General features: G+C 56.6%; 22 protein-coding genes and 1 other RNA gene. 12 read left to right on the forward strand and 11 right to left on the reverse strand.

Features of this window, described 5'->3' with window-relative positions; translation table 11 throughout:
- Window positions 1-37: 37 nt before the first annotated feature.
- The 5 genes from WMO45_RS09780 to WMO45_RS09800 form a co-directional block, all read right to left on the reverse strand.
- On the reverse strand, window positions 38-2,590 hold the full coding sequence (locus WMO45_RS09780) for an alpha/beta hydrolase domain-containing protein (RefSeq protein ID WP_349140518.1): 2,553 nt from the start codon (window positions 2,588-2,590) through the stop codon (window positions 38-40).
- A 466-nt stretch (window positions 2,591-3,056) separates the two neighbouring features.
- Window positions 3,057-3,404: a transfer-messenger RNA gene (gene ssrA, locus WMO45_RS09785) on the reverse strand.
- 67 nt (window positions 3,405-3,471) lie between these two features.
- Window positions 3,472-3,993, reverse strand: a complete 522-nt coding sequence (locus tag WMO45_RS09790; RefSeq protein ID WP_349140519.1) for a peptidylprolyl isomerase — start codon at window positions 3,991-3,993, stop codon at window positions 3,472-3,474.
- Window positions 3,994-4,033: 40 nt separating this feature from the next.
- The gene (smpB, locus tag WMO45_RS09795; RefSeq protein WP_349140521.1) at window positions 4,034-4,507 is read right to left on the reverse strand and encodes an SsrA-binding protein SmpB; all 474 of its coding nucleotides are present in this window, start codon (window positions 4,505-4,507) and stop codon (window positions 4,034-4,036) included.
- Between the two features lie 71 nt (window positions 4,508-4,578).
- Window positions 4,579-5,073 carry an adaptor protein MecA gene (locus WMO45_RS09800; RefSeq protein WP_349140523.1) on the reverse strand — a complete coding sequence of 165 codons (495 nt, stop codon included), beginning with the start codon at window positions 5,071-5,073 and terminating at the stop codon, window positions 4,579-4,581.
- Window positions 5,074-5,238: 165 nt separating this feature from the next.
- Between WMO45_RS09800 and WMO45_RS09805 the strand changes: the two genes are divergently transcribed.
- The 10 genes from WMO45_RS09805 (at window position 5,239) to WMO45_RS09850 (ending at window position 18,359) form a co-directional block, all read left to right on the forward strand.
- Window positions 5,239-5,775: an NUDIX domain-containing protein gene (locus WMO45_RS09805; RefSeq protein WP_349140524.1), complete on the forward strand. Its 537-nt coding sequence runs from the start codon at window positions 5,239-5,241 to the stop codon at window positions 5,773-5,775.
- 12 nt (window positions 5,776-5,787) lie between these two features.
- Window positions 5,788-6,486: a response regulator gene (locus tag WMO45_RS09810; RefSeq protein WP_349140526.1), complete on the forward strand. Its 699-nt coding sequence runs from the start codon at window positions 5,788-5,790 to the stop codon at window positions 6,484-6,486.
- A gap of 35 nt (window positions 6,487-6,521) precedes the next feature.
- Window positions 6,522-8,312: an ATP-binding protein gene (locus WMO45_RS09815; RefSeq protein ID WP_349140527.1), complete on the forward strand. Its 1,791-nt coding sequence runs from the start codon at window positions 6,522-6,524 to the stop codon at window positions 8,310-8,312.
- On the forward strand, window positions 8,299-9,660 hold the full coding sequence (locus WMO45_RS09820) for a hypothetical protein (RefSeq protein WP_349140529.1): 1,362 nt from the start codon (window positions 8,299-8,301) through the stop codon (window positions 9,658-9,660). The genes WMO45_RS09815 and WMO45_RS09820 overlap by 14 nt, the downstream gene beginning before the upstream one ends.
- A 9-nt stretch (window positions 9,661-9,669) precedes the next feature.
- Window positions 9,670-10,494, forward strand: a complete 825-nt coding sequence (locus tag WMO45_RS09825) for a two-component system regulatory protein YycI (RefSeq protein ID WP_349140530.1) — start codon at window positions 9,670-9,672, stop codon at window positions 10,492-10,494.
- Between the two features lie 424 nt (window positions 10,495-10,918).
- Window positions 10,919-12,211 carry a UDP-N-acetylglucosamine 1-carboxyvinyltransferase gene (gene murA / locus WMO45_RS09830; RefSeq protein WP_349140531.1) on the forward strand — a complete coding sequence of 431 codons (1,293 nt, stop codon included), beginning with the start codon at window positions 10,919-10,921 and terminating at the stop codon, window positions 12,209-12,211.
- Window positions 12,212-12,266: 55 nt separating this feature from the next.
- Window positions 12,267-13,046: an MBL fold metallo-hydrolase gene (locus WMO45_RS09835; RefSeq protein WP_349140532.1), complete on the forward strand. Its 780-nt coding sequence runs from the start codon at window positions 12,267-12,269 to the stop codon at window positions 13,044-13,046.
- Window positions 13,043-13,531, forward strand: coding sequence for a 23S rRNA (pseudouridine(1915)-N(3))-methyltransferase RlmH (gene rlmH / locus WMO45_RS09840; RefSeq protein WP_349140534.1), 489 nt, complete (start codon window positions 13,043-13,045; stop codon window positions 13,529-13,531). Before WMO45_RS09835 ends, rlmH begins: the two co-directional genes overlap by 4 nt.
- A 94-nt stretch (window positions 13,532-13,625) precedes the next feature.
- Window positions 13,626-15,353 (forward strand): phospho-sugar mutase, encoded by a 1,728-nt coding sequence (locus WMO45_RS09845; RefSeq protein WP_349140536.1) that lies wholly within the window; start codon window positions 13,626-13,628, stop codon window positions 15,351-15,353.
- A gap of 285 nt (window positions 15,354-15,638) precedes the next feature.
- Window positions 15,639-18,359: an ATP-dependent DNA helicase gene (locus WMO45_RS09850; protein ID WP_349140538.1), complete on the forward strand. Its 2,721-nt coding sequence runs from the start codon at window positions 15,639-15,641 to the stop codon at window positions 18,357-18,359.
- A gap of 281 nt (window positions 18,360-18,640) precedes the next feature.
- On the opposite strand, the gene WMO45_RS09855 is transcribed toward WMO45_RS09850, so the two are convergent.
- The 6 genes from WMO45_RS09855 to WMO45_RS09880 form a co-directional block, all read right to left on the reverse strand.
- Complete coding sequence (locus WMO45_RS09855; RefSeq protein WP_156622122.1) at window positions 18,641-18,877, reverse strand: helix-turn-helix domain-containing protein; 237 nt, start codon at window positions 18,875-18,877, stop codon at window positions 18,641-18,643.
- Window position 18,878: 1 nt separating this feature from the next.
- Complete coding sequence (locus tag WMO45_RS09860) at window positions 18,879-19,307, reverse strand: RNA polymerase sigma factor (protein WP_349140540.1); 429 nt, start codon at window positions 19,305-19,307, stop codon at window positions 18,879-18,881.
- Between the two features lie 457 nt (window positions 19,308-19,764).
- Window positions 19,765-19,950, reverse strand: a complete 186-nt coding sequence (locus WMO45_RS09865) for a cysteine-rich KTR domain-containing protein (protein ID WP_349140542.1) — start codon at window positions 19,948-19,950, stop codon at window positions 19,765-19,767.
- A gap of 1 nt (window position 19,951) precedes the next feature.
- Entirely contained in the window at window positions 19,952-20,374 is a 423-nt protein-coding gene (locus tag WMO45_RS09870) for a YjdF family protein (RefSeq protein WP_349140543.1), read from the reverse strand.
- Window positions 20,371-20,895: a PadR family transcriptional regulator gene (locus WMO45_RS09875; RefSeq protein WP_349140544.1), complete on the reverse strand. Its 525-nt coding sequence runs from the start codon at window positions 20,893-20,895 to the stop codon at window positions 20,371-20,373. The genes WMO45_RS09870 and WMO45_RS09875 overlap by 4 nt, the downstream gene beginning before the upstream one ends.
- A 68-nt stretch (window positions 20,896-20,963) precedes the next feature.
- Entirely contained in the window at window positions 20,964-22,340 is a 1,377-nt protein-coding gene (locus WMO45_RS09880; protein ID WP_349140545.1) for an MATE family efflux transporter, read from the reverse strand.
- Window positions 22,341-22,533: 193 nt separating this feature from the next.
- Between WMO45_RS09880 and WMO45_RS09885 the strand changes: the two genes are divergently transcribed.
- Both WMO45_RS09885 and WMO45_RS09890 read left to right on the forward strand, forming a co-directional pair.
- Window positions 22,534-23,055, forward strand: coding sequence for a PadR family transcriptional regulator (locus tag WMO45_RS09885; RefSeq protein WP_349140546.1), 522 nt, complete (start codon window positions 22,534-22,536; stop codon window positions 23,053-23,055).
- A 275-nt stretch (window positions 23,056-23,330) separates the two neighbouring features.
- On the forward strand, window positions 23,331-23,588 hold the full coding sequence (locus WMO45_RS09890; RefSeq protein ID WP_349140548.1) for a hypothetical protein: 258 nt from the start codon (window positions 23,331-23,333) through the stop codon (window positions 23,586-23,588).
- Window positions 23,589-23,590: the final 2 nt, after the last annotated feature.

Raw genomic sequence — 23,590 nt, forward strand, 5'->3', positions numbered from 1 at the left:
GTACGGCTGCAGGGCGTTTTTATGCAGATGGGAAGGATTACTCGAACAGGTCGCGGTTAGCGTCGGAGGCGATGAGCTTCTCATAGTCGCTCTCGATGACAAAGCCCTCGTCATAGACCTTCTTGGCCGCGGCGTCAAAGGCGGCCTTGTACTGCTCGTAGCCCTGGGGATAGAGCGCCTTCAGGGTGTCGGAGTCGAAGTAGATCATGCTGCCGTCGGTGGTGGAGGAGTCGTTGCGGAAGGGCTTGTACTGGGCCACGGGCACCTCGATCTGAGGCATGCGGATGCCGCCCAGGGCGTTGTGATGCTCGTCCTCCACGGTCTCGGGCATGTCCTTGACAAAGGGATCCACCACGGTGCGGTACTCCAGCCAGTAGTCCTCACCGGAGGGGGCGGGGACGCCGTTGGCCGCCCAGTTGTGGACGTTCTCCAGACTGGCGGTGATGATCATATCCAGCTGCAGGTCGCTGGGCTTCTCGTCGCCGTTGTACACCTTGGGGTCGCGGCCGGTGCCGTTGTTGGCCAGGGCGATCTCGGCGTTGTTGGGCAGGATGGGGGAGACGGGGTCGGAGTGACCGGCGCCGGCCACCTCATAGAAGCGGAACTTGTAGTCGTCCTCGGAGGCGTCGGGGATGCGGACATATTCAAAGTCCAGATACCAGTCGCCGTAGCTGCCGAAGTAGTGCTCGCCCTGGGACATGATGACGAAATAGGGCTCCTTGGTCTCGGTGTACACGTCACGGGGGCCGGCCACGCCGGAGGCGATGAAGGTCTCGGCGGGGGAGACGATGCTCACATAGCCGTCAAAGAGGGAGCGGTCCTGGTTGTAGTAGTCATAGAACACGCTGGAGTAGGTGTTCAGATAGTCGCCCGACCAGGACTGACCGGTGACGTAGATGTACTCGGGATTGATGTTCTCGGGCAGGATGGCGTGGGGATCGTCCCGCAGCAGGTTGCCCAGCTGGCTGAGCATGTCGAAGAACAGACCGTCCTCCAGCTCGCCGTCCACGCTCCAGTTGATGTCGGCATAGCGCTCGCTGTCAAAGCGCTTGAGGGCCTCGGCCGTGCCGCTCTGGGAGGTGATGCCGATGTAGACGTCGCCGCTGTCCATGAAGTGCTGATAGCTTCTTCTCCACACGTCCTCCAGGTCGATGCCGCTGGAGGCGTTGAGGATGTCCACGTACACCCGGCCGGAGAACTCCTTGCCGCTGTCCACGTCGGGATAGCGCACCAGGATGCGGGTGGCGTAGGGGTTATCGGCGGAGACGATGTAGGGGGTGTCGTTGTCGTAGAGGTTGTAGACGTTGGCCTTGCCGGACATGAGGAATTCCTTCTCAATGTACTGGTTCTCCTCCAGATTCACGCTGCCCACCGAGCAGTACATGGAGCTGAAGGGGTGGCTCTTGTCATACACGTCCTGGTGATAGGTGACCCCCTCGTCATAGGGCAGCTCGGTCATGGTGGGGAGGGTCTTGGCGGTGGAGATGATCTTGTCTTTGTCGGGGCTGACGGTGGGGGAGGTGCTGGCCACATAGGCCTTGCCGGCGATGACGGGCATCTGCTTGGTCATCTCGCCGATGGTGATCTCACCGGGCTGCACCGAGCAGGTCACGCCGTCGGCATTGGCCCGCAGCAGGTCCAGGGTGGGGGCGCCGGTGATGTCGGTGCTGCCGTAGGCTACCACGCTGTGGATCTGGGCGGTGCCGGCGTCGACGGTATTGTCGCTGCCCCACAGGTAGAGGTATTCAATGACCGTGTCGCTGCCCAGGGTGACCTTGGCCTGACCCTTGGCCTCCACCACACGGGCGCGGCCGTTGAAGTTCAGCGTGGCCGAGCCGTCCACATATACGTTGCCCAGGACCACGCAGTTCTCCATGGTCAGGGAGGTGACCGCCGGGTCCACATACACGTTGCCGGCCACGATGGTGTCCCGGATGACCTGGTTGTCCGCGGTGATGTTGAGGTGGCCCTTCTGGATGGTCTCACCGGAGGTGAGAGCCACCACCATCTGCACCGCCTCGGCACGGGTCAGGGTGCGCTGGGGAGCAAAGGTGCCGTCGGGATTGCCGGTGATGTATCCGCTCTGGCTGGCGGTCAGCACGCTGCTCTTGGCCCAGTCGCCCACCTGGTCAAAATCGGTGAAGCTGACGGCCTCACCCTCCTGCACCGGCAGCAGCCGGGCCAGAATGGTGGCCGCCTCCGCGCGGGACAGGGCCTCGCCGGGGGCAAAGGAGGCATCGGACTTGCCGACCATGTAGCCGGCGCGGACGGCCTTGGCGATGTCGTCGTAATACTGGGCGTCACCGGTATCGGAGAAGTAGAGGATGCTCTCGTCCTCCAGCCCCAGGGCCTGATTCAGAAGATGGGCAAACTCCTCCCGGGTGATGGTCTCGTCAGGGAGAAAATCTCCCGCCTGATCCAGGCCCATCCAGCCCTGATCCAGCACGTACTGGATGCTCTCCTGCGCCCAGTGGCCCGCAATGTCGCCGGCGGTGACGCCGGCTGCACCGGCGCCGGTGACCACACCGGTGAGAAGTACGCCCGTGAGTGCGGCGGCTACTGCGCGTGTGCGTAAGGTATGATGTTTCATGCGAATCGGTTCCTTTCTTCCCTCAAATTCTTGGTACAAAACGAACTACTCAGAAATTATACATGAAAAAGAAAGGGATGAAAACGATTCCCAATGAACTTAAGTTAAGATTGGATGAACCCACAAAAAACAACGGAAAAAATGTCAAATCAAACAAAAATATATGGGAATATATAGAAGTAACTGGTGAAAAGATGAAAAAAGAGGAAAAAACGGACATCCTGTAAAAACCATAGCTAAGAAATTCCGCGATGTATCATCGAAACAGTATCGATGCCGGTAGGACTTGGGGCCCCGCACAGCGGGGCGGCGCTTATGCGCCGTACAAGTGTTTTCGCCTTGGGCGAAAACCTTGGCGCAGGGGCAATTCATTTGCCCCGAGCATTTTAATCACCGAAGGGTGGAGCCGCCCTCTGGGCGGTGGAACCCAAAAAGAAAGACACGCTTCTCAGCGTGTCTTTCTTTTTGGTGGAGGCGGGGGGAGTCGAACCCCCGTCCGAAAACGCTTCTTCAGGAACTTCTCCGGGCGCAGACGGTCATTTACATTCCCTCGCCCTGGCGTAGGCCGTCAAACTACAGGGTCTGGTAGCTTCATGATTCATGGTGCGCTCAAAGCTTTGCGCACGCACGTGCACCACTAGACGACGCCCCATCCCGGACCGTGGTCCTTCCGGGTGGGACGGCCGCTATTTAAGCAGCGGCGAGAACGACGTTATCGTTGTTCTTTAATTTATAAGTTGCCCATTTTTGGGATGCTGGGCGCATCCGCCCGCTATTCCTGCCTCTACGTCCCCGTCGAAACCAGTACGCCCCCATGGAGCGGCGCGGTTTTGCCGCGCCGCGACAAAGAGAATTTGCTCGCTTCGATCAGAAGGCCCGATTCAGCACTTGGCCGGGGCGGGATAATCCACGCCGAAGGTCTCCACCGTCACGGACTTCATCCGCTGGTCGGCCTTGGGCTTATCCATGCGGTCCCGGGGGGCGTTGACGATGGCGTCGGCCACCTCCATGCCCTCGATGACCTTGCCGAAAGCGGCGTAGTCGCCGTCCAGATGGGGAGCGGACTCCACCATGATGAAGAACTGGCTGCCGGCGGAGTTGGGATGCATGGCCCGGGCCATGGACAGCACGCCACGCTCATGCCGCAGGGTGTTGTCCACGCCGTTGCGGCGGAACTCGCCCTTGATGGAGTAGCCGGGGCCGCCGGTGCCGGTGCCGTGGGGGCAGCCGCCCTGGATCATAAAGCCGGGGATGACCCGGTGGAAGATCAGTCCGTTGTAGAACCCGGACTGGACCAGGCTGATGAAGTTGTTGACCGTATTGGGGGCCACCTCGGGGTAGAGCTCGGCGACCATCTTGCCGCCGTCCTCCATCTCGATGGTGACGATGGGATTCTGAGCCATATAAATCCTTCCTTTCCCGGGCGTGGGCCCGCGGTTGTCCTCAGTAGCCGCTGTTGCGGCGGGTCTTCATGGTGCGGTCCATCTCCCGCTTGGCGTCCTTGGCGGCGGCGGCGTCCCGCTTGTCGTAGAGCTTTTTGCCCTTGGCCAGCCCGATCTCCAGCTTGACCCGGGGGCCGCGGAAGTAGACCGACAGGGGCACCAGCGCATATCCGTCCTGCTTGACCTTGGCGAACAGCCGGAGGATCTCCCGCTTGTGCAGCAGCAGGCGGCGGGGGCGCAGGGGGTCTTTGTTGAAGATGTTGCCCTTTTCATAGGGACTGATGTGCATGCCGTGGACGTGCATCTGCCCGTCCTTGATGATGCAGAAGGAATCCTTCAGGTTGATATGGCCCTGGCGGATGGACTTGACCTCGGTGCCGGCCAGCTCGATGCCGGCCTCATACTTATCCTCGATAAAATAGTCGTGGTAGGCCTTGCTGTTTTTTGCCACGACCTTGACGCCCTTGCCCTCCATCTGCTCACCTCCGGGCCATACACTTGGATTTTATTATACCATGGTTGTCAAGGGGATAAACCGGGCGGGGCTCAGGTGGGGAAAAAGGCCAGCAGGGCGGTGAGAGCGTCCCGCTCCAGCACGGGGCGGCCGTGCTCGGCCAGCCGGGCCTCCAGGTGGGGGCGGGCGGTCTCGCAGCGGCCGAACTCGGACAGGCGGGCGGCGGCCTGCTCTTCCTCGGCGGGGAGGGAGAGCCACCAGCGGTCGTCCCACCACAGCAGGGAGGCGTCCGGCCGGGGGAGGGGCATGGCCCGGGCCGCGGCCAGCAGGGGGTCCAGCTCGGGAAAGGAAAACCAGGCCCGCTCGGGCACCCGGACCCGGGCAAAGACCAGCACGCCGCAGGCGTCCGGGTAGGCCTCGATCTCGATGGAACCGTCCAGTGAGATGCCGGCCTGGCGGAAGGCGGTCTGGGTCAGCTCCAGGGCCCGCTCCAGGGTGAGGCCGGAGGGGGTGAGGCCGTGCTCTTTGAGGTCGGCGGGGGTGATGTACAGCGCCACGCTGGCGCTTCCGATGGGCTGAATGGTCATGGGGGGCCTCCTTATCTGCGTATTCCGCGTAAGCTCCATTATAAAGGGAGAGGGGCGGGGTTGAACAGCTGTAATGATTGGAGGGATTGGCAAAGCTCAGTCTGGCGCGGATTGGGAAAATGTGATATACTAAACCTAATGTTGTAGAAATGGGAGGCAGATGGGATGCAACTGTGGGAAAAGACCGTGGAGAGCCAGGTGATCTTCCGCGGGAGGATCATCACCGTGCGCCTGGACCAGGCTGAGCTGGTCAACGGGAAGCTGGCCAGCCGCGAAGTGGTGGAGCACCCCGGCGGCGTGGCCGTGCTGCCGCTGTATGACGACGGCACGGTGAGCGTGGTGCGCCAGTTCCGCTATCCCTTCGGGGAGGTGGTGACCGAGCTGCCCGCCGGAAAGCTGGAGCCGGGGGAGGACCACCGGCTGGCCGCCCTGCGGGAGCTGGAGGAAGAGGTGGGCGCCCGCTGCGGCACGCTGTCCTATCTGGGGTGCCTGTACGCCTCACCGGGCTTTTCCAGCGAGGTGCTGCACATGTACCTGGCCCAGGATCTGACCCAGGGGGAGTGCCACCCGGACGAGGACGAATTTCTGGAAGTGGAGCGCATCCCATTTGACACACTGGTGGAGCAGGTCATGGCCGGCACCATCCGGGACGCCAAGACGGTGGCCCTGGTGCTCAAGGCCAGACGGCTGCTGGACAATTGAGAGGAGGCAGGCATGGGCAAGCGGGTATTGATCGTAGAGGATGAAAAAAACATTGTGGACATCCTCAGCTTCAATCTGAACAAGGAAGGCTATGAGACGCTGGAGGCGTATGACGGGCAGGCGGGGCTGCAGCTGGCGCTGGAGCAGAACCCGGACCTCATCCTGCTGGATCTGATGCTGCCCAAGATGGACGGCTTTGAGGTCTGCCGCAGCCTGCGCAAGGAGAACCGGAGCACCCCGGTCATCATGCTCACCGCCCGGGAGGAAGAGGCCGACAAGGTCCTGGGGCTGGAGCTGGGGGCCGACGACTATATCACCAAGCCCTTTTCCATGCGGGAGCTGCTGGCCCGGGTGAAGGCCAACATCCGCCGCAATGAGATGGCCGCCGCCGCCCCCCAGGCGGCGGAGCACCGGCTGGACCTGGGGCGCATCCAGCTGGATCTGGACCAGATGGCGGCCTACAAGGACGGCCAGCCCCTGGAGCTGACCCAGCGGGAGTATGAGCTCATCAAATTCCTGGCCTCCCAGCCGGGAAAGGTCTTTTCCCGGGAGGCTCTGATGGAGCACGTGTGGAACTACGAGGGGTACGTGGGCGATGTGCGGGCCGTGGATGTGGCTGTGCGGCGTCTGCGCGAGAAGGTGGAGGACGATCCGGCCTCGCCCCAGTTCATCGTCACCCGGCGGGGGCTGGGCTATTATTTCAGCGCCTGACGGCGTAACCGGAAGGGTAGGAGGGGGGTGTCCCCATGTTTCGAAGCCTGCATATGAAGCTGATGCTCATCATGACGCTGCTCATCGTCTCGCTGATGACCGTGGTGGGGGCATTTCTCATCAACTCCGTAGCCAATTACTACACCCAGGACTTTTACCAGCAGATGGCCGAGGCCTTCAGCAATGAGAGCTTCTGGAACGACCTGGAGACCCCTGCCGAGGGGGAGGAGGACGGCGCGGCCAGCATCGCCCACATTCTGGACACCTACAACAGCGCCCTGGGCGTGGACAACCGCAGCCGGAAATACTACGTACTGGACGGCACCGACGGCCACTGGCTCACCGGTTCGGACGAGCCGGCGGCGGGCCAGGAGCTGAAGGAGGACTCCCGCAACCTGATGCAGGTGCTGGCCGGGGCCGAGGTGGGGGACGACAACGACCCCGCCGCCCCCTACATGGATGTGGCGGTGGCCGTCCAGCGGGGGGAGAGCCGGTACATCGTCTACGTGCGGGACGACGGCACCAACGCCTCCGCCCTCAACAGCGAGCTCATCACCCTGATCCTGGAGGCCCTGATCTTCGGGCTGATCATCTCGGTGCTGCTCTCCTTCCTGCTGTCCAAGACCCTCATCACCCCCATCGAGCGGCTGACCGAGGGCGCCGAGCGGGTGGCTGACGGCGACTTCTCCAAGAAGATCGAGGTCACCTCCCGGGACGAGATCGGCGTGCTCACCGGCACCTTCAACGACATGGCCCGCCAGCTCAAGCAGACCCTGGAAGAGGTGGAGAACGAGCGCACCAAGCTGGGCACCCTCTTCCTGCACATGACCGACGGCGTGGTGGCCTTCTCCCGGGACGGGACGGTGATCCAGTCCAACCCCGCCGCCGAGGAGATGCTGGGCCGGGCCATTCCCATCGGCGGGGCGGAGAATTACGATACCCTTTTCTCCGACATCGCCCCCCTCCAGGGGGTGCTGGCGGTGGAGCAGCCGGGCTATCTGGACGGGGAGCGGGAGGTGGCCGGACGCCGGCTGGAGCTGCTGCTCACCCCCTTTGACCAGGAGCGGCTGGGCGGCGTGCTGGTGGTCATCCACGACGTGACCGCCCAGCGCCGCACCGAGGAGATGCGCCGGGAGTTCGTGGCCAACGTCTCCCATGAGCTGCGCACCCCTCTGACCAACATCCGCTCCTACGCCGAGACCCTGGTGGACAACGCCGGGCAGCTGCCCGGCGAGACCGAAAAGAACTTTTTGGGCGTCATCCTCAACGAGTCCGACCGGATGACCCACATCGTCCAGGACCTGCTCACCCTCTCCCGGTTCGACTCCGGCCGGTCCGAGCTCAAGCTGGCCCCCTTCTCCTTCGAGCGGGCGGTGCACGACGTGTACAGCGCCAACCTCATGGAGGCCCGCCGCCACGGCCACCGGGTGGACCTGGCGGTGGAGGACGGACTGCCCCGGATCGTGGGCGACCGGGAGCGCATCGTACAGGTCATGATGAACGTGGTGTCCAACTCCATCAAGTACACCCCCGACGGCGGGCGCATCCGCATTTCGGCCGGCCGGCGGGGCAAAAAGGTGTGGATGGAGGTGGCCGACAACGGCATCGGCATCCCCAAAGAGGATCGGGGGCGCATTTTTGAGCGCTTCTACCGGGTGGACAAGGCCCGCTCCCGGGAATCGGGGGGTACGGGCCTGGGCCTCTCCATCGCCAAGGAGATCGTGGACCGGCACGACGGCACCATCGAGCTGGTGGACCGGCCGGGCCCGGGGCTGACGGTGCGCATCACGCTTTGGGTGGAGGGACCGGACCATGCAGGGGAATAGACGGCGGCGCCGGCGGCGCGGACTGGAAAACCTGAAAACGCTGCTCATCCTGCTGCTCACCCTCTCGGCGGTCTATCTGACGGCCCGGGTGCTGGTCTACAACGAGCTGGCCGAGCATTTGCCCCAGGGCTGGCTGGGGCGGCTGGTGACCCTGTTCCGCCCCGGGGAGGAGCTGGAGAGTGAGCCCTCCCAGACCGGCACCTCCCTGACGGTGGCGGTCTATCCGGTGCGCATCGCGATCCACGGTCGGGAGGAGCGCTTTGCCGTGCAGTACGACACCGCCGGGTGCGACCTGGTCTTTGAGGAGGTCAGCACCCTGCTGGGAGAGGCCCTCTCCGGCGCGGAAACGCCGGAGCCGGTGTCCGAGCAGGACTGGCAGCGGGCCCTGGGCGCGCCGGGGATCTGGATGGACTTTCTGGGGGAGGTGCCCCTGGAGGTCCTTTACGCCTGGCTGAGCCAGGGCAGCAGCAACCCGGCGCTGGAGGCCACCGTGCGGCAGCTGGCTGTGGCGCTGGACGAAGCGACGGGAGAGGTTGCGCTGTACTATCATAATGAGTCTGACGGCCTGTATTATGCCTGCCGGACCCAGGTCCGCTACGAGGGGCATATGGATCAGGTGCTGGAGGGCTACGCCGGAAACAACGCCAGCTTTGCCTTTGAGCTGGCCGGGGATGCGGGCTATGACGCGCTGGACCCCTATGTGCTCATCCTGCCCACCACGCCCTCGCCCCAGATCTACCGCTCGTCCAACCCCCTTGGCAGCGTGGATGACGCCATGGTGGACGCGCTGCAGCAGGCGGTCTCCTTCCGGCCCCAGAACAATTCGGTCTATCCCGTGGCCAACGGCATCCGGGTGCGGGAGGGACAGGAGACGCTGCTCATCGGCAACGATGGCACCGTGGTCTACGACACGGCGGGAGAGGGCGCCTACCGCTACCCCGTGCAGGAGGACAGCGGCAGCGGCCTGCCCGGCTGGCTGGAGGCCACCTGGTCCCTGGCCTCCGGGACGGTGGGCAGCTACTGCGGCAGCGCCCGGCTGTACCTGCTGGGCGCCCGGAGCGGGGACGACGGCAGCCTGACGGTCTACTACGGCTACAGCCTCAACGGCGCGGCCGTGCTCTTCCCGGACGGCGGCTGCGCCGCCCAGTTCGTGATCCGCAAGGGGCAGATCACCGACTATACCCTGCGCTTCCGCAGCTATGAGGAGACGGGGAAACAGAGCCTGGTGCTCCCTGAACGCCAGGCCGCCGCCGCCCTGGACGCGCTGGACCCCCAGGGGCGGGAGCTGGCGCTCTACTACACCGATACCGGGGCGGATACCGTACAGGCCGTGTGGGAGGCCGGATAGGAACAGACGATGGAATGGTCAAAGCTGAAAAACATCATCCTGCTGCTGCTGGTGTGCGTCAACGCCTTTCTCCTGCTGCTGGTCGGCATGCGGGAGGGCAGCGGCGCCCGCTACCAGGAGGAGACCCGCAAGTCCGCTGTGGCTACCCTGCAGCGCAGCGGCATCGCCGTGAACCTGGAGCACCTGCCAAGGGAGATGGCGCTGCAGCCCCTGCTGGTCAACCGGGACCAGGACGCCGAGCTGGAGGCGGTGCGCGCCCTGCTGGGCCAGGTGGAGCAGACCGGCGGCAGTGAGCTGCGCCCGCGCTACTCCGGCCTCAACGGCAGCGCCGAGTACTCCGCCGACGGGGAATTGTCGGTGCAATTTGCCACGGGGGCCTGGTTCCGGCAGGAGGGACAGAGCTATGAAAAGGCCTCGGAGGAGTGCCTGGAACGCATCGGCTTTCACGGTGAACTCATCGAACAGGAGCAGGCCGACGGACAGGTCCGGCTGACCTACTGCCAGCAGTGGAAAGGGACGCCTGTCTTTTCCTGCACCCTCACGCTGACCTGGTCGGGGGAGGAGCTGCGCAGCATCGAGGGCCAGCGCCTCAGCGGTACGGCGGAGGAGACGGCGGGGGAGACCCCGCTGGCGGTCTCCACGGCGCTGATCCGCTTCCTGGCGGGGATCAACGAGGGCGGGTATGTGTGCAGCCGCATCGACTCCATGACGGCGGGCTACCGGCTCAGCAGCAGTGTGCGGCCCGCCCGGCTAGACCCGGTCTGGCGGCTGAGCACCGACAGCGGCGATTATTATGTCGACGCGGCCACCGGCACCCTGTCGCTGGCGGGCTGAATCCGGTGATTTTGTTCAAGTAGACAAAAAACAGGCCTTTCGCCGGAAAAGGTCGGAAAAAGACCGGATGAAGCGACATATTTTTAAACAGATAGTTTATGCTAATCGAAGAAAAAAGACCCGTCGGACGCAGGTCCGGCGGGCCTTTTTGAGCGGAGCATGGTCGACATAATAAAAAAAGGTATAGAATCGTCCAAATTGGGCAAGGTGAATATACCCGACAGGAGACTGCGTGCCGAAAATCAGACCATACGAGAAATTTGCTTTGATTTTACACAGAGATATGGTATACTATATGGGCGTTAGAGCGCGCTTGCGGAAGAAGCGCCTGAAATTTGCAATTATCGGTCCGGCCCTGCGCCGGATGTTGGACCTCGCCGCCGGCGCCCATGGCCCGGGGCGGAAGGAATAGAGGGTTGTAGCTTTGACAAAATATGTGATTCACGGCGGGAAACCGCTTTATGGAGAGGTCGATATCAGCGGCGCGAAAAACGCCGCTGTTGCCATCATCCCCGCCGCCCTGCTGGTGGACGGGGTCTGCCGCATTGAGAACATTCCCCAGATCAGCGACGTGACGCTGATCCTCAATATCCTGCAGGAGCTGGGCGCCGACGTGCGCACGGTCAACCGCACCACGGTGGACGTGGACTGCTCCCACATCCACAACCGCCGGGTGCCCGAGGAGCTGGCGCGGAAGATCCGGGCCTCTTACTACCTCATCGGGGCCCTGCTGGGCCGCTTCGGCTCGGCCGAGGTGCCCCCGCCGGGCGGCTGTGACTTCGGCGGCCGGCCCATCGACCAGCACATCAAGGGCTTTGTGGCCATGGGTGCCGATGTGGACGTCCGGGGCGGCTTCATCCACGCCCGGGCCAAAAAGGGCCGCATGATGGGCACCCAGATCTATCTGGACATCGTCTCCGTGGGGGCCACCATGAACATCATGCTGGCCGCCGTGCTGGCCGAGGGCATGACCATCATCGAGAACGCCGCCAAGGAGCCCCACGTGGTGGACCTGGCCAACTTCCTCAATTCCATGGGCGCCGACATCATGGGCGCCGGTACCGACGTCATCAAGATCCGCGGGGTGGAGCGCCTGACCGGCGGCGCCTACTCCATTATCCCCGACCAGATCGAGGCGGGCACCTATATGGCCGCCGTGGCCGCCACCGGCGGCGAGGTGCTGGTCAAGAACGTCATCCCCAAGCACCTGGAGTGCATCACCGCCAAGCTGCTGGAGATGGGGGTGGACGTGGAGGAGCGGGACGACGCCGTACTGGTGCGCCGCACCGGCAAGCTCACCCGCACCAACGTCAAGACCCTGCCTTACCCCGGCTTCCCCACCGATATGCAGCCCCAGATCGGCGCGGTGCTCTGCCTGGCGGAGGGGACCAGCGTGCTCACCGAGGGCGTGTGGGACAACCGTTACCGCTATGTGGACGAGTTCCGCCGCATGGGGGCCCAGATCCAGGTGGACGGCAAGATCGCCGTCATCGAGGGCGTGGAGAAGCTGACGGGGGCCCGCATCCGGGCCTGCGACCTGCGGGCCGGCGCGGCCATGGTCATCGCCGGTCTGGCGGCCCAGGGTACCACCGAGATCAGCTGCATTCACCACATCGAGCGCGGCTACGAGGACATCGTACGCAAGCTCTCGGGCATCGGGGCCGACATCCGGGTGGTCATCACTCCGGACGAGGAGAAACAGGTACAAGTTGGATAAGATCCGGGCGGCGGCACAGTCCGCCGCCCTTTTTCTGTGAAAAGGAGCGTTTGCATTGCTGACACTGACCACCCTGGCCAGCGGCTCCAGCGGGAACTGTACGCTGGTGAGCGACGGGGACACCCATATCCTGGTGGACGCGGGGATCTCCTGCCGCCGGATCACCACCGCCCTGAAGGGGCTGGGAGTGGACCCGGCGGCGCTGAGCGCCGTGCTCATCACCCATGAGCACACCGATCACATTTCGGGGCTGACCACCCTCACCAAGCAGCGGCGGGTGCCGGTCTATGCCAGCCGGGGCACCGCCCGGCAGCTGTGCTACCGCATCCCCTTCCTGGAGGAGCTGATCCGGCCCTTTGCGCCGGGGGCGTGCTTCCAGGTGGGCGGGGTGGAGGTGGAGAGCTTCCCCACCCCCCACGACGCCGCCGAGAGCGCCGGCTACGCCCTGAGCGCCGGCGGGCGCAAGGCGGCGGTGGTCACCGACCTGGGCCACGTCACCGAGGAGGTGCGCCGGGGAATCCGGGGGGCCGACCTGCTGCTGGCCGAGGCCAACCACGACGTGGAGTGGCTCCAGTCCGGGCCCTACCCCTATTTTCTCAAGGAGCGCATCCTGGGCCAGCGGGGCCACCTGTCCAACGAGGCGGGGGCGGCCCTGGCCTGCGCGGCGGTGGAGGACGGGGCCCACACCGTGGTGCTGGCCCACCTCTCCCACGAGAACAACACCCCGGAGCGGGCCCGGCAGGTGGTGGGCGACGCCCTGCGGCGCATGGGGGCCGGGCACGTGGTGTTGGAAGTGGCCCCCCGCAGCGAGACCGGACGGAGGTACGTGGTATGAAGGGCAGTACGGTGCACATCCTCTGCGTGGGCAAGATGAAGGAGAAGTTCTACATAGACGGGGCGGCGGAGTACGCCAAGCGGCTGGGGGCCTATTGCCGGCTACAGATCACCGAGCTGCCCGAGGAGCGCCTGCCCCAAAACCCCTCCCAGGCCCAGATCGACGCCGCCCTGGAGAAGGAGGCGGCGGCGGTGACCGCCCGGCTGCCCAAAGGGGCGGCGGTGGTGGCCCTGTGCGTGGAGGGCGAGCTGCTCTCCAGCGAGAAGCTCACCGCCCGGCTGCAGAAGTGGACGGACAGCGGGCGCAACACCCTGGTGTTCCTCATCGGCTCCTCCTACGGCATGCACCCCGCGCTCAAGGCCAGGGCCGACCTGCGCCTGTCCATGTCCCCCATGACCTTTCCCCACCACCTGGCCCGGGTCATGCTGCTGGAGCAGATCTACCGCTGCTTCAAGATCGAGGAGGGCTCGCTTTACCACAAATAGACAAAATGCAGTGGCATGATCTGGATGGATGTGGTATAATCGCCTTGACGGCGGAATGTCTGCGTCCGAATTTCAGATAATGGAGGTTAGTCCCATGTCCTATCGTGATGTATATGAAAAGTGGCTCAACAGCCCGGCCCTCAGCGAAGAGGAGAAGCAGGAGCTGCGGGCCATCGCCGGAGATGAGCGGGAGATCGAAAGCCGCTTCTTCGCGCCCCTGGAATTCGGTACCGCCGGACTGCGCGGCACCATGTGCGTGGGCCTGCACCAGATGAACGTCCACGTGATCCGTCATGCCACCCAGGCCTTTGCCGAGGTCATCAAGGCCGAGGGAGCCGAGGCCATGGAGCGGGGCGTGGCGGTGTGCTACGACTGCCGCAACAACTCCGAGACCTTCGCCCGTGAGACCGCCTGCGTCATGGCGGGCAACGGCATCAAGGTCCGCCTGTTCGACGCGCTGCGCCCCACCCCCGAGGTGTCCTTCGCCGTGCGGGAGTACCACTGCATCGCCGGCGTGAACGTAACGGCCAGCCACAACCCCAAGGAGTACAACGGCTACAAGGTCTACTGGCAGGACGGCGCCCAGCTGCCCCCCCACCACGCCTCCGCCATCGCCCAGAAGATGGAGGAGCTGGACCTGTTCGACTCCATCGTGCGCATGGACTACGACGAGGCCCTGAAGAGCGGCAGGATCACCCTCATGGGCGCGGAGACCGACGAGAAGTTTTTGGCCAACGTCATGGGTCAGGTCAACGACCAGGCCGCGGTGGAACAGGTGGCCGACACCTTTAAGATGGTGTACACCCCCTTCCACGGCACCGGCTACAAGCTCATCCCCGAGGCCCTGCGCCGCCTGGGCATGAAGCACGTCATCTGCGTGCCCGAGCAGATGGTCATCGACGGCAACTTCCCCACCGTGGTCTCCCCCAACCCGGAGAACCCGGAGGGCTTCTACCTGGCGGTGGACCTGGCCAAGAAGGAGGGCGCCGACTTCATCCTGGGCTCCGACCCCGACGCCGACCGGGTGGGCATCATGGTGCGCAACGACCAGGGCGAATTCGTCACCATCTCCGGCAACCAGACCGGCGTGCTGCTGCTGGATTACCTCATCGGGGCCAAGCGCCGCACCGGCAAGATGCCGGACAAGCCGGTGGCCCTCAAGACCATCGTTACCACCGAGATGGCCCGCAAGGTGGCCGAGACCAACGGCCTGCAGTGCTATGACACCTTTACGGGCTTTAAATTCCTGGCCGAAAAGAAGGACAAGCTGGAGAACGCCGGCGAGGGCAAGGTCATCTTCTCCTACGAGGAGAGCTATGGCTATATGCTGGGCGATTACGTCCGCGACAAGGACGCCGTCACCGCCTCCCTGGCCCTCACCGAGATGGCGGCCTGGTACGCCGGGCAGGGCATGACCCTGTACGACGCCCTCCAGAAGTGCTATGAGAAGTACGGCTTCTACGGCGAAAAGACCATGAACCTGGTGATGCCCGGCCTGGACGGGCTGAAGAAGATGGCCGAGCTGATGGCCGGCCTGCGGGAGCAGCCCCCGGTGGAGATCGCCGGCGTGGCGGTGCTCCAGCAGAAGGACTACAAGGATGGCAGCGTGGTCACCGTGGCCGACGGCAGCAAGAGCACCATGGAGCTGACCGGTTCCAACGTGCTGCGCTACGAGATGGCCGACGGCACCAGCCTCATCGTCCGCCCCTCCGGCACCGAGCCCAAGGTCAAGGTCTATATCCTGGCCAACGGCGCCTCCCGTGCCGAGTGCGACGAGAAGGTGGCCAAGTACGCCGCCTGGGCCGAGAGCCTGCGCGGCTGAGCACAGCGAGAAACCATTAAAAAAGGGACGCCCCGCATTTGGTGAACACCAATAAGGAAGTATCAAAATTATACTAACTTAACGGCTGACAAACAGGGTTGCTAAAAGAACCGGCATGTTATTTCGCAATGAAATGGCACGCCGGTTCCTTTTCTTTTTTGTCTGTTCAAAGAATTTATTTTAAAACACAAACACTCGAAATTTGGCGGATTTACGACTCGAGTATAAAGGTGTAAAATAACAGTGACTATAACTTTGATTTTCTGCAAAAAGGAGATGGTAATATTGCTAAGAATTGACAAAGCTATTTTGGACACAAGTGGCGTGATTTGTGACAACATTGCACGTTTTGGCGCAACCGAGCGAGGTCTTTTGAGCCAAAACATATTGGGTCATATTCGCAATTTTGTAGAATATGTAGCAATCAAGGCATTTTCTAATGGTGCTGATGTTAATCCTAACGATTATAATCTCAATGTTGCCGCTCTAAAAGATATGCAACGTCATGGAAATTTGCGTTTTTTATATAGATTTCATGAGCTACTCCAGAAGTCTGTGTCGCACTACACTGTAGACAAAGATGGCTCCGAGCGGCTCATGCTCAAATATTATGAACACTTACTAAAGACAAAACTCTATCTTAAGCAGGCATACAATCTGGATGTGTTAGAGAATATAGAAGATTTTCCTTTGGACACTGATACTGAACTATCCGATTATTACACGAAAATCGCAGAGAGAATTGAGTCACCAAGCAGATTTAGCTATGCTGTAACATACAACGATCGCTATTATGTTCAAAAAATCAAGCCTTTCTTTATAAATCAAAAAGTATATTATGAGGTTACATTTACTGCGGCAACGGCTAATACAAGTAAATTTGATCGAGTAATTGCATTTACTCGTCATGAAATCATGGACAACTATGCTATAAAGTTTTCCATTCACAATGATATAATTCGTATTTTGGATAAAGATATGTCTATCTTAATAATAGATGGGTATGAAGTATCTATTCGGCCGTGTGAATGGGATAACCTTTCTGAAATCTTTGGGCCACGAGTAAAGCATAGCACTAGCTCCAATGAGTATAGAGAACTGATGAAATTTCTTTCAACCGTCAGAATGTCTCTGACAGAGTTGGTAAGTAGTGAACAAGATTACTACGATTTTGTAAAAAATAATATTACTGCACAAGCTAAGTCCGTCAAAATATATGACCTTCTGGATCAGTGTCGAGAGGTAATTTTGAACGACAAGGCTGGCTCAAACGTATTGCGTTATTTGTTATATAAAATGAATAATCGAGTCATCAAATGGCAGTACTCAAATAAGCGGTGTGAAGGCTTATCAAATCTCTATCTAAACTATGGCTGTATGCCTTTTGACCGTATGCCTTATTGCACTTCTCTTCGTCAGCATAATCCGAGAATATATGATCTATTTAATTCAATCCCTACTTCTGATCGTGAACATGAATTCTTAGCCCGGTGCATTAAGAATAATACAGAGATCGAAGGAAAACTCTTCACACCTAAATCGGAAATCGAAGGGTTTAAGAATATTGATGAGTCGATACAAAAATACAACGCTGCTCTTTACCATAAACACACTGGACGTAGGCTAGAAGAATATAAGGGCCATATTTATATCAAAGAATATGCTGAGGATAGCGCTGAAATAATAAAAAAGCTGCAACAGCTCTCTTCTTCTGGTGTTACTCAATATACGGCATCTGTTGACTCATGGCTCTCTCGAGAGTCATACACTATTGATGATGAAAGCAAAAAAGATGCACTTCGCCAAATGTTTGAAAAATCACATGTTGCATTAGTATATGGTTCTGCTGGGACAGGCAAATCTACCCTAATTAATCATATAGCTAATTTTTGGGGAGAAAAGGATAAGCTCTTTTTGGCAAACACTCATCCCGCTGTGGATAATATGAGGAGAAAAGTAACTGCGGGCAACAGCGAATATAATACCATTGCCAAGTTTTTATCAAAAAGAAATCTCAATACCGAGTGCGATATACTATTTATCGATGAGTGTAGCACCGTAAGCAACAACGATATGAGACAAGTACTTGAAAAGGCCGACTTCAAGCTCTTGGTCTTAGTGGGTGATGTGTATCAGATAGAATCCATTTACTTTGGAAATTGGTTTAGCATTGCGCGAAAGTTTGTACCGACAACTTCTGTGTTTGAATTAACGTATCCATACAGAACCACTAATCAAGATTTACTAACTGTGTGGGATCGCGTACGCAGACTCGATGATGCAATTTTAGAACCATTAGTGAAAAACGACTACGTTGCAAAACTTGATGAATCCATCTTTGAACATAGCAACGATGATGAGATTATTCTCTGTTTGAATTACGATGGACTCTATGGAATTAATAATGTTAACCGCTTTTTGCAGAACAACAATCCAAATGAAGGTATTGTATGGGGAATCAACACATATAAAATTGGTGATCCAGTCCTGTTTAATGAATCAAATATCTTTTCTCCATTGATTCATAACAACACAAAAGGTAGAATTGTTGGGATTCACCCAGAAGAGCAACAAATCCAATTTGATATTGAACTTGAGGAATCAATAAACGAGATAGATGCGTGGGACTACGACTTTGAACTGATTGGGGAGTCTGAATCTGGGAATTCCATTATTTCTTTCAGTGTTAATAAAATCCGCAGTACTGACGAAGATGATGATGATAATAACTCCACGGTTGTACCATTTCAGGTCGCGTATGCCGTTTCTATTCACAAAGCTCAAGGTTTAGAGTACGACTCCGTAAAAATCGTTATCACAAAAGAAGCAGAAGAACGCATCACGCATAATATCTTTTATACGGCAATCACCCGTGCAAAGAATAAATTGAAAATATATTGGAGTCCAGAGACAGAAAAATTTGTCCTTGAGCGTCTTGAAGTTAAAAACTCAAATAAAGATGCTTATTTGCTAGCACAACTATCTTCAATCACAATGGCTAATTAAGAACTTAACTATCAGTAACACACAGAGGATTTCTACGCATTTCAAACGACACTTGCAAGGGTAAAAATGGTAAGATATTCCTCGCAATTAATTCTTATCCCCAAAGCCCTGTGGTATCGGGCTTTTCTATCCGCTAAATGCGTAGGTGCAAACGCCATAATAGCAACGGGCGCAAGCAGATTTCTGTTTGCGCCCGCTTGGTTACCGCACAGCAAAGACGGAGGAAGCCGTCAAGGGCGCGGAGCGTTCATCTCGACCTTTGACGGCTTCCTTTAGCTTTGCTATTTCTTGTTTACGATGGCTTCCGTCAGCTTTGCCTGCAAGCGATGTTTCATGTACTCATCCACGCCTATGTACGGTAAACCGTTTTTGTCATAGAGTGTTCGCGTGCAAATCTTGTTGACGTAGCGGTCATAATACCGCAAGATCTGCTCCAACGCTAACGAATCACCTGCACGGGCGGCCTCAATTACGTCCACGGGCAAAAGCACTCTGCCGTTAAAAGTCGGCTGCTTCATGTTAGTTTCTCACTCCTTTGGATTTCAAGTCTTTTTGCAGTTCATTCAGTGTCTTTGTTCTGTGGTGTTGGACGGCGCTGCGGGACATCCCTACAAAATCACCCACTTCTCTGTCAGGAAGTTCCAGCGCATAATGCAGAATTAAAATCTGCTGTTCACATTCCGGCAAACTCGCAAAAGAATTGGCCACTAATTCGCTCTGAATATACAGAACATAGCCAAAAGCCGAAAATACAAACTTGTCGCTGAAGTATTCGTCTACGGTACAAAGTTCAGCTATTTCATGTTGGGACAAGGCACTGAACTGGGTTTCCCATTTTCGCTGGCGGCACAAATCTCGCAGATAGGTTTTGGCCTCATTGCGGAGGACGGTTTTGCAGAAAGCGTCAAATCGGCAGCGTTCTCCATAACTATCAGAGATGTACTTCATCTTCTCACCCCCGATCCGCGGGAGAATGAGAAGTTAGACTTGGTGTCATCACTCCTTGTGTCTATGTTGATACGGCAGTTTCGGCCCGCACCGCAAAACCGCAATAACAGATCAGCAAAAGTAAACATAATATGCCGATAACTTACACCGTATTGTACATCTTTTTGTCTAAACCTTTCCCGTGCTGAAGATAAGCTTTTTTTGATAAGCTATATAGTTGATAAACAGACTGTATCAGCATGGTGGTTTCCTCCGTGGACTGCCGATCCTGCATAGAGTAAGCAAAGCAAAAACGGCGGTCTTGATTTCTCAAAACCGCCGCTGGGATATGAAATAGAGCGCACAAAAACAACCTGCCCGGCAACGGTTTTTTTCTTTCCCCGTCGGGCGGGATAATTGGATTATGTGTTAAGGAATAGAAAAAGCCGATAACTACAAGAATAAATACTCTTGCAAGTTATCGGCTCTGCGTCTTAGCGTCTGGCTCTCGGATGATGGATAGATTCAATTGTCTTACCGCTATCAAGGTTTCATGTTTGCATTTCGGGCAATACAGTGGAAAGTTTTCCAGTACTGTATCATCACGGATTTTCAATCGCGTTTTGCTGCCGCAAAAGGGGCATAAAATCCATTCTATCTTCATGTTATCTTCCTCTGTGCTTGGCTTTCTTCTTTTCCTGCCGTATGGCAAACTGGCGGTCTTTCTCCGCCTCTTTCTGCTCACGGCTCTTGGTTTTCCGTTCCAGCTTACATTGCTCATGCTGGAGTTTCAACGCCTGCTGCGCCTTTGTTCCAATGCCTTTATCCTGCAGTTGGCTTTGAATTTCGCGCTGCATACGTTTGGGATTGATTTTTCGCTCTATGGCTATCTCGGCCTGGATTGGAGGACTGAATTTCAACTTGTGCCAATTCTTCAACAGAAACTCATAGACCTCATAATCTTCGGGCTCTGAGCCGAAAGTGATTTTGCATACCTCGTACTTGCCATTATCCGTTCTTTCGTATAGACCAATCCAAAACGGAGCTTCAAATAGGATGGTCAAACTGCTTTGGGGGCCTGTACTCATTCTTCTAAGAACTGCCCTTCAAAGTGATCCAGCCATTCCAGAAGAGCGCGATAGAGAAGCTGCTGCTGCTCAAAGATCGTTCTCCCAACCAAAGGAATGTCTGCAAATTCCCGCGCATAGCCCTCGTTCGATTCAGCCGAGGACTGTATGCTCCGGCGCAAAGCCGAAACCAGCTCCAACGCTTCGGCTTTGTCCATCTTGTTCAAATTGGTAATGACCACATTGAAATCGAATAGCAAGGGTACTGGGCCAGCGACGCAAGAGGACATCAACTCCTTGAAATATGCTCTGCCCTGATCGGTAATAGAATAAATGGCCTTATCCGCAAACTTATCGCCCTTGACAATATCGCTTTGGAGATAACCCTTCTCGCTCAACTGGAGTACTTTTCGATAAATAGAGGGGACGCTTATTTTCGTCCAGCGGGAAAAATGGTGGTACTCCACATCCTTTTGAATGTCATAGGCGCTTTGCGGTTTCTCCAATACAATACCAAGTATGACTAAATCAATCGACGACATAACGACACCTCTGGCTTTTACTATTAACAATAGTACTATTGACAATAGCAAAAGTCAAGGGGCGTAACTTACATTTCCGAATTGGACATAGCCTGTTTTTCAGCCCTGGACAGTTCCTGATGAAGGTGCAACGCCATAAAAATAGTGATTACTACGGAAATTACATCTGCGATGGGTTGGGCATACAAAATTCCGTTCATGCCCCATACCATAGGCAGCAACAAAATGACAGGGACAAAGCAGATACCTTGTCTGCACGCTCCTAAAAAGAAGCCTGCCGCCCCCTTGCCCAGAGCAAGAAACAGAGAGGAATATACCGTGTAGAAACCGAAGAGAATGAATGTAAGGCCGTTCGCAAACAGGGATTTTTGACCGGCCAAAATCATTTGAGTATCTCCCTCTGTAAATTGAGAGATAATCTGCGTGGAGAAAACGGCCATCACCAAACCCACGACTAAGCAGAAACTGGTAGACCAAATGATTGAGATTTTGATTGCTTTGTGCAGGCGATCAAACTTCTTTGCCCCATAGCTGAATCCGGCAATAGGCTGAAACCCTTTTAAAAATCCAAAAACAACAAGCGTTCCCATAGAAGTAATTCGCGTGACTGCCCCCATGCCTGCAATGACCGAATCGCCATAATCGCCGGATGCACGGTTAATCAGCGCAATCGAAAGGCTTGTCAGCAGTTGGAATACTAAAGTGGGAATTCCAATTTTCAAAATTTCCGCCATCATTTGTCCCGTAGGAGAAAACACTTTTACACTGAAGGAAAATGCGCTTTTTTTGCGAAGAACATAGGTTAGATAAACGAGTGTGGACACCATTTGCGAAATTGCTGTGGCAATTGCTGCACCCGCTACACCCATGTCCAAAGCGTAAATGAAAAGAGGATCCAATCCGATGTTCAATACGGCTCCCAGCAGCAAGGCACACATGGTCGTCTTTGCGGCGCCCTCGCTGCTTACAATGTTGTTCATTGTTACATTAAACACGTTGAAAATACAGGACAGCACATAAATTCTTGCGTATGTCAGGGCATACGGCATAATCGTTTCTGTTGCGCCCAACATCGCCAAAATTGGTTTGAGGAAAACCGTAGAAAACAGAATGATAATGGCGCCAATCAGAATACTGCTGTATAGTGCGGTGCTTGCCACCCTATTGGCGGTATCTTTATCTCCGCGCCCCAGTAGTCTTGACAGATAGGATGCGGCTCCGTTACCGAACATAAGGCCCAAACCAACCACGACTTGTCCCAGGGGAAACACGACGGAAATAGCACCCATTTGACTTTCGCCCAGACCGCCCACAAAATAGGCGTCTACCAGATTATAGAGTGCATTAATCAACATCCCAATCATAATCGGTATGCCGAGGGCCATCAGAGCTTTGGGGATGGGTGCACTGCCCAAAAGCTCAAGTTTGTTGTTGCGTTTACTCATTGTGGACACTTCCTCCTAAAAGAATAAATTACAGTAGTATAAATTATAGTATACTGTAACGATTATACTACTATAAATTATAGTAGTTGTCAAGGGAGTCTCGCCCACTCTTGACAAAGACTATAAAATCCAATACTATAATTTATAGTGTTGCCATTCAAAATACGCACTGGAGTGGAAGGGAGTGATCCACATGGCTACCATTGATTTAATCGTTCTTGGAATGTTAAAAAAAGAGCCAATGAGCGCCTATGATATACAGAAATTGGTGGAATACAGGAACATCTCTAAATGGGTAAAAATCAGCACCCCATCTATCTATAAAAAGACAATTCAGTTAGAGGAAAAAGGCCTAATCCGGGGCGAAGTCGTCAAAGAAGGCAAGATGCCGGAAAAGGCAGTTTACTCTCTGACCGAGGCTGGAGAATCCGAATTTGAACGGCTCATGTTTGAAATCTCTTCAAAGCCAATTAATATTTTCTTGGACTTCAATGCTGTTATTGTGAATCTGGATTCTTTACCGGATGGAAAACAGCGTGCATGCGTTGCAGAGATTCAGGAGAATATCAATACTTTGAAAGCCTACCTAGAAGAAAACATAAAAGAAAAGGAATACGAACCTAGTATTCCGGCAACAGGTATGGCCGTATTGCGTCAGCAGTATGTATTGGCAGAAGCAATCCAGACATGGATCAATTCTTTGAATCTTGCTTAATCAAATCAAAATAGCTAAAACAGCCAGTAACCTGCGGAGCAAACTTGCAGGCTACTGGCTGCTTTGATTTGAAAATACTTTTTCCACCTCTTTAGCGGGCAGTTTCCGTCCTTTCAAGCGTAATATTGGCGAAGCAAAAAACAAGGGTTTGGGAAGCTCCCAACAAGCAAAAATCTCCGCTCCGGCAGCAGGCCGGAAACGGAGATTTTGCGGAAGTGTGGCCACACTTCCTATGCTTGCTCTGTTGTGGCTTCCCCGGAAAGGACGGGAACGGAATGGAAAGGAAACAAAGCACCAAAGAGAGCGATTATCTCCCAAAACGGGGAAATCCTCTGCAAGAAACCGTCTGTTATAAGCTAGGCGGGACGGTCTATGAAGTACATACTTCCTGCGGTGGTACAGAACCGCTCTATGACAAAATGGTGCGGCTCATCCGCTCGGAAGCCATTGCTGCATCTGCTGACAAAGAGGACAAACCGCAGTATAATAAGGGCAGCAACCTGTTTGTCGGGCGTTCATTACAGGAGGAATGAAC

It is taken from the genome of Flavonifractor hominis (assembly GCF_040095835.1).
Classification (GTDB): domain Bacteria; phylum Bacillota; class Clostridia; order Oscillospirales; family Oscillospiraceae; genus Flavonifractor; species Flavonifractor hominis.

What these genes read in the sequence shown, in the direction of transcription:
- WMO45_RS09860 (WP_349140540.1), bottom strand. Translation starts at nt 19,307, where the DNA reads ATGAAGTACATCTCTGATAGTTATGGAGAACGCTGCCGATTTGACGCT.
- WMO45_RS09885 (WP_349140546.1), top strand. Translation starts at nt 22,534, where the DNA reads ATGGCTACCATTGATTTAATCGTTCTTGGAATGTTAAAAAAAGAGCCA.
- WMO45_RS09875 (WP_349140544.1), bottom strand. Translation starts at nt 20,895, where the DNA reads ATGTCGTCGATTGATTTAGTCATACTTGGTATTGTATTGGAGAAACCG.
- WMO45_RS09805 (WP_349140524.1), top strand. Translation starts at nt 5,239, where the DNA reads ATGCAACTGTGGGAAAAGACCGTGGAGAGCCAGGTGATCTTCCGCGGG.
- WMO45_RS09810 (WP_349140526.1), top strand. Translation starts at nt 5,788, where the DNA reads ATGGGCAAGCGGGTATTGATCGTAGAGGATGAAAAAAACATTGTGGAC.
- WMO45_RS09800 (WP_349140523.1), bottom strand. Translation starts at nt 5,073, where the DNA reads ATGACCATTCAGCCCATCGGAAGCGCCAGCGTGGCGCTGTACATCACC.
- smpB (WP_349140521.1), bottom strand. Translation starts at nt 4,507, where the DNA reads ATGGAGGGCAAGGGCGTCAAGGTCGTGGCAAAAAACAGCAAGGCCTAC.
- WMO45_RS09780 (WP_349140518.1), bottom strand. Translation starts at nt 2,590, where the DNA reads ATGAAACATCATACCTTACGCACACGCGCAGTAGCCGCCGCACTCACG.
- WMO45_RS09825 (WP_349140530.1), top strand. Translation starts at nt 9,670, where the DNA reads ATGGAATGGTCAAAGCTGAAAAACATCATCCTGCTGCTGCTGGTGTGC.
- WMO45_RS09790 (WP_349140519.1), bottom strand. Translation starts at nt 3,993, where the DNA reads ATGGCTCAGAATCCCATCGTCACCATCGAGATGGAGGACGGCGGCAAG.
- WMO45_RS09845 (WP_349140536.1), top strand. Translation starts at nt 13,626, where the DNA reads ATGTCCTATCGTGATGTATATGAAAAGTGGCTCAACAGCCCGGCCCTC.
- rlmH (WP_349140534.1), top strand. Translation starts at nt 13,043, where the DNA reads ATGAAGGGCAGTACGGTGCACATCCTCTGCGTGGGCAAGATGAAGGAG.
- WMO45_RS09815 (WP_349140527.1), top strand. Translation starts at nt 6,522, where the DNA reads ATGTTTCGAAGCCTGCATATGAAGCTGATGCTCATCATGACGCTGCTC.
- WMO45_RS09820 (WP_349140529.1), top strand. Translation starts at nt 8,299, where the DNA reads ATGCAGGGGAATAGACGGCGGCGCCGGCGGCGCGGACTGGAAAACCTG.
- WMO45_RS09870 (WP_349140543.1), bottom strand. Translation starts at nt 20,374, where the DNA reads ATGAGTACAGGCCCCCAAAGCAGTTTGACCATCCTATTTGAAGCTCCG.
- WMO45_RS09865 (WP_349140542.1), bottom strand. Translation starts at nt 19,950, where the DNA reads ATGAAGATAGAATGGATTTTATGCCCCTTTTGCGGCAGCAAAACGCGA.
- WMO45_RS09890 (WP_349140548.1), top strand. Translation starts at nt 23,331, where the DNA reads ATGGAAAGGAAACAAAGCACCAAAGAGAGCGATTATCTCCCAAAACGG.
- WMO45_RS09855 (WP_156622122.1), bottom strand. Translation starts at nt 18,877, where the DNA reads ATGAAGCAGCCGACTTTTAACGGCAGAGTGCTTTTGCCCGTGGACGTA.
- WMO45_RS09880 (WP_349140545.1), bottom strand. Translation starts at nt 22,340, where the DNA reads ATGAGTAAACGCAACAACAAACTTGAGCTTTTGGGCAGTGCACCCATC.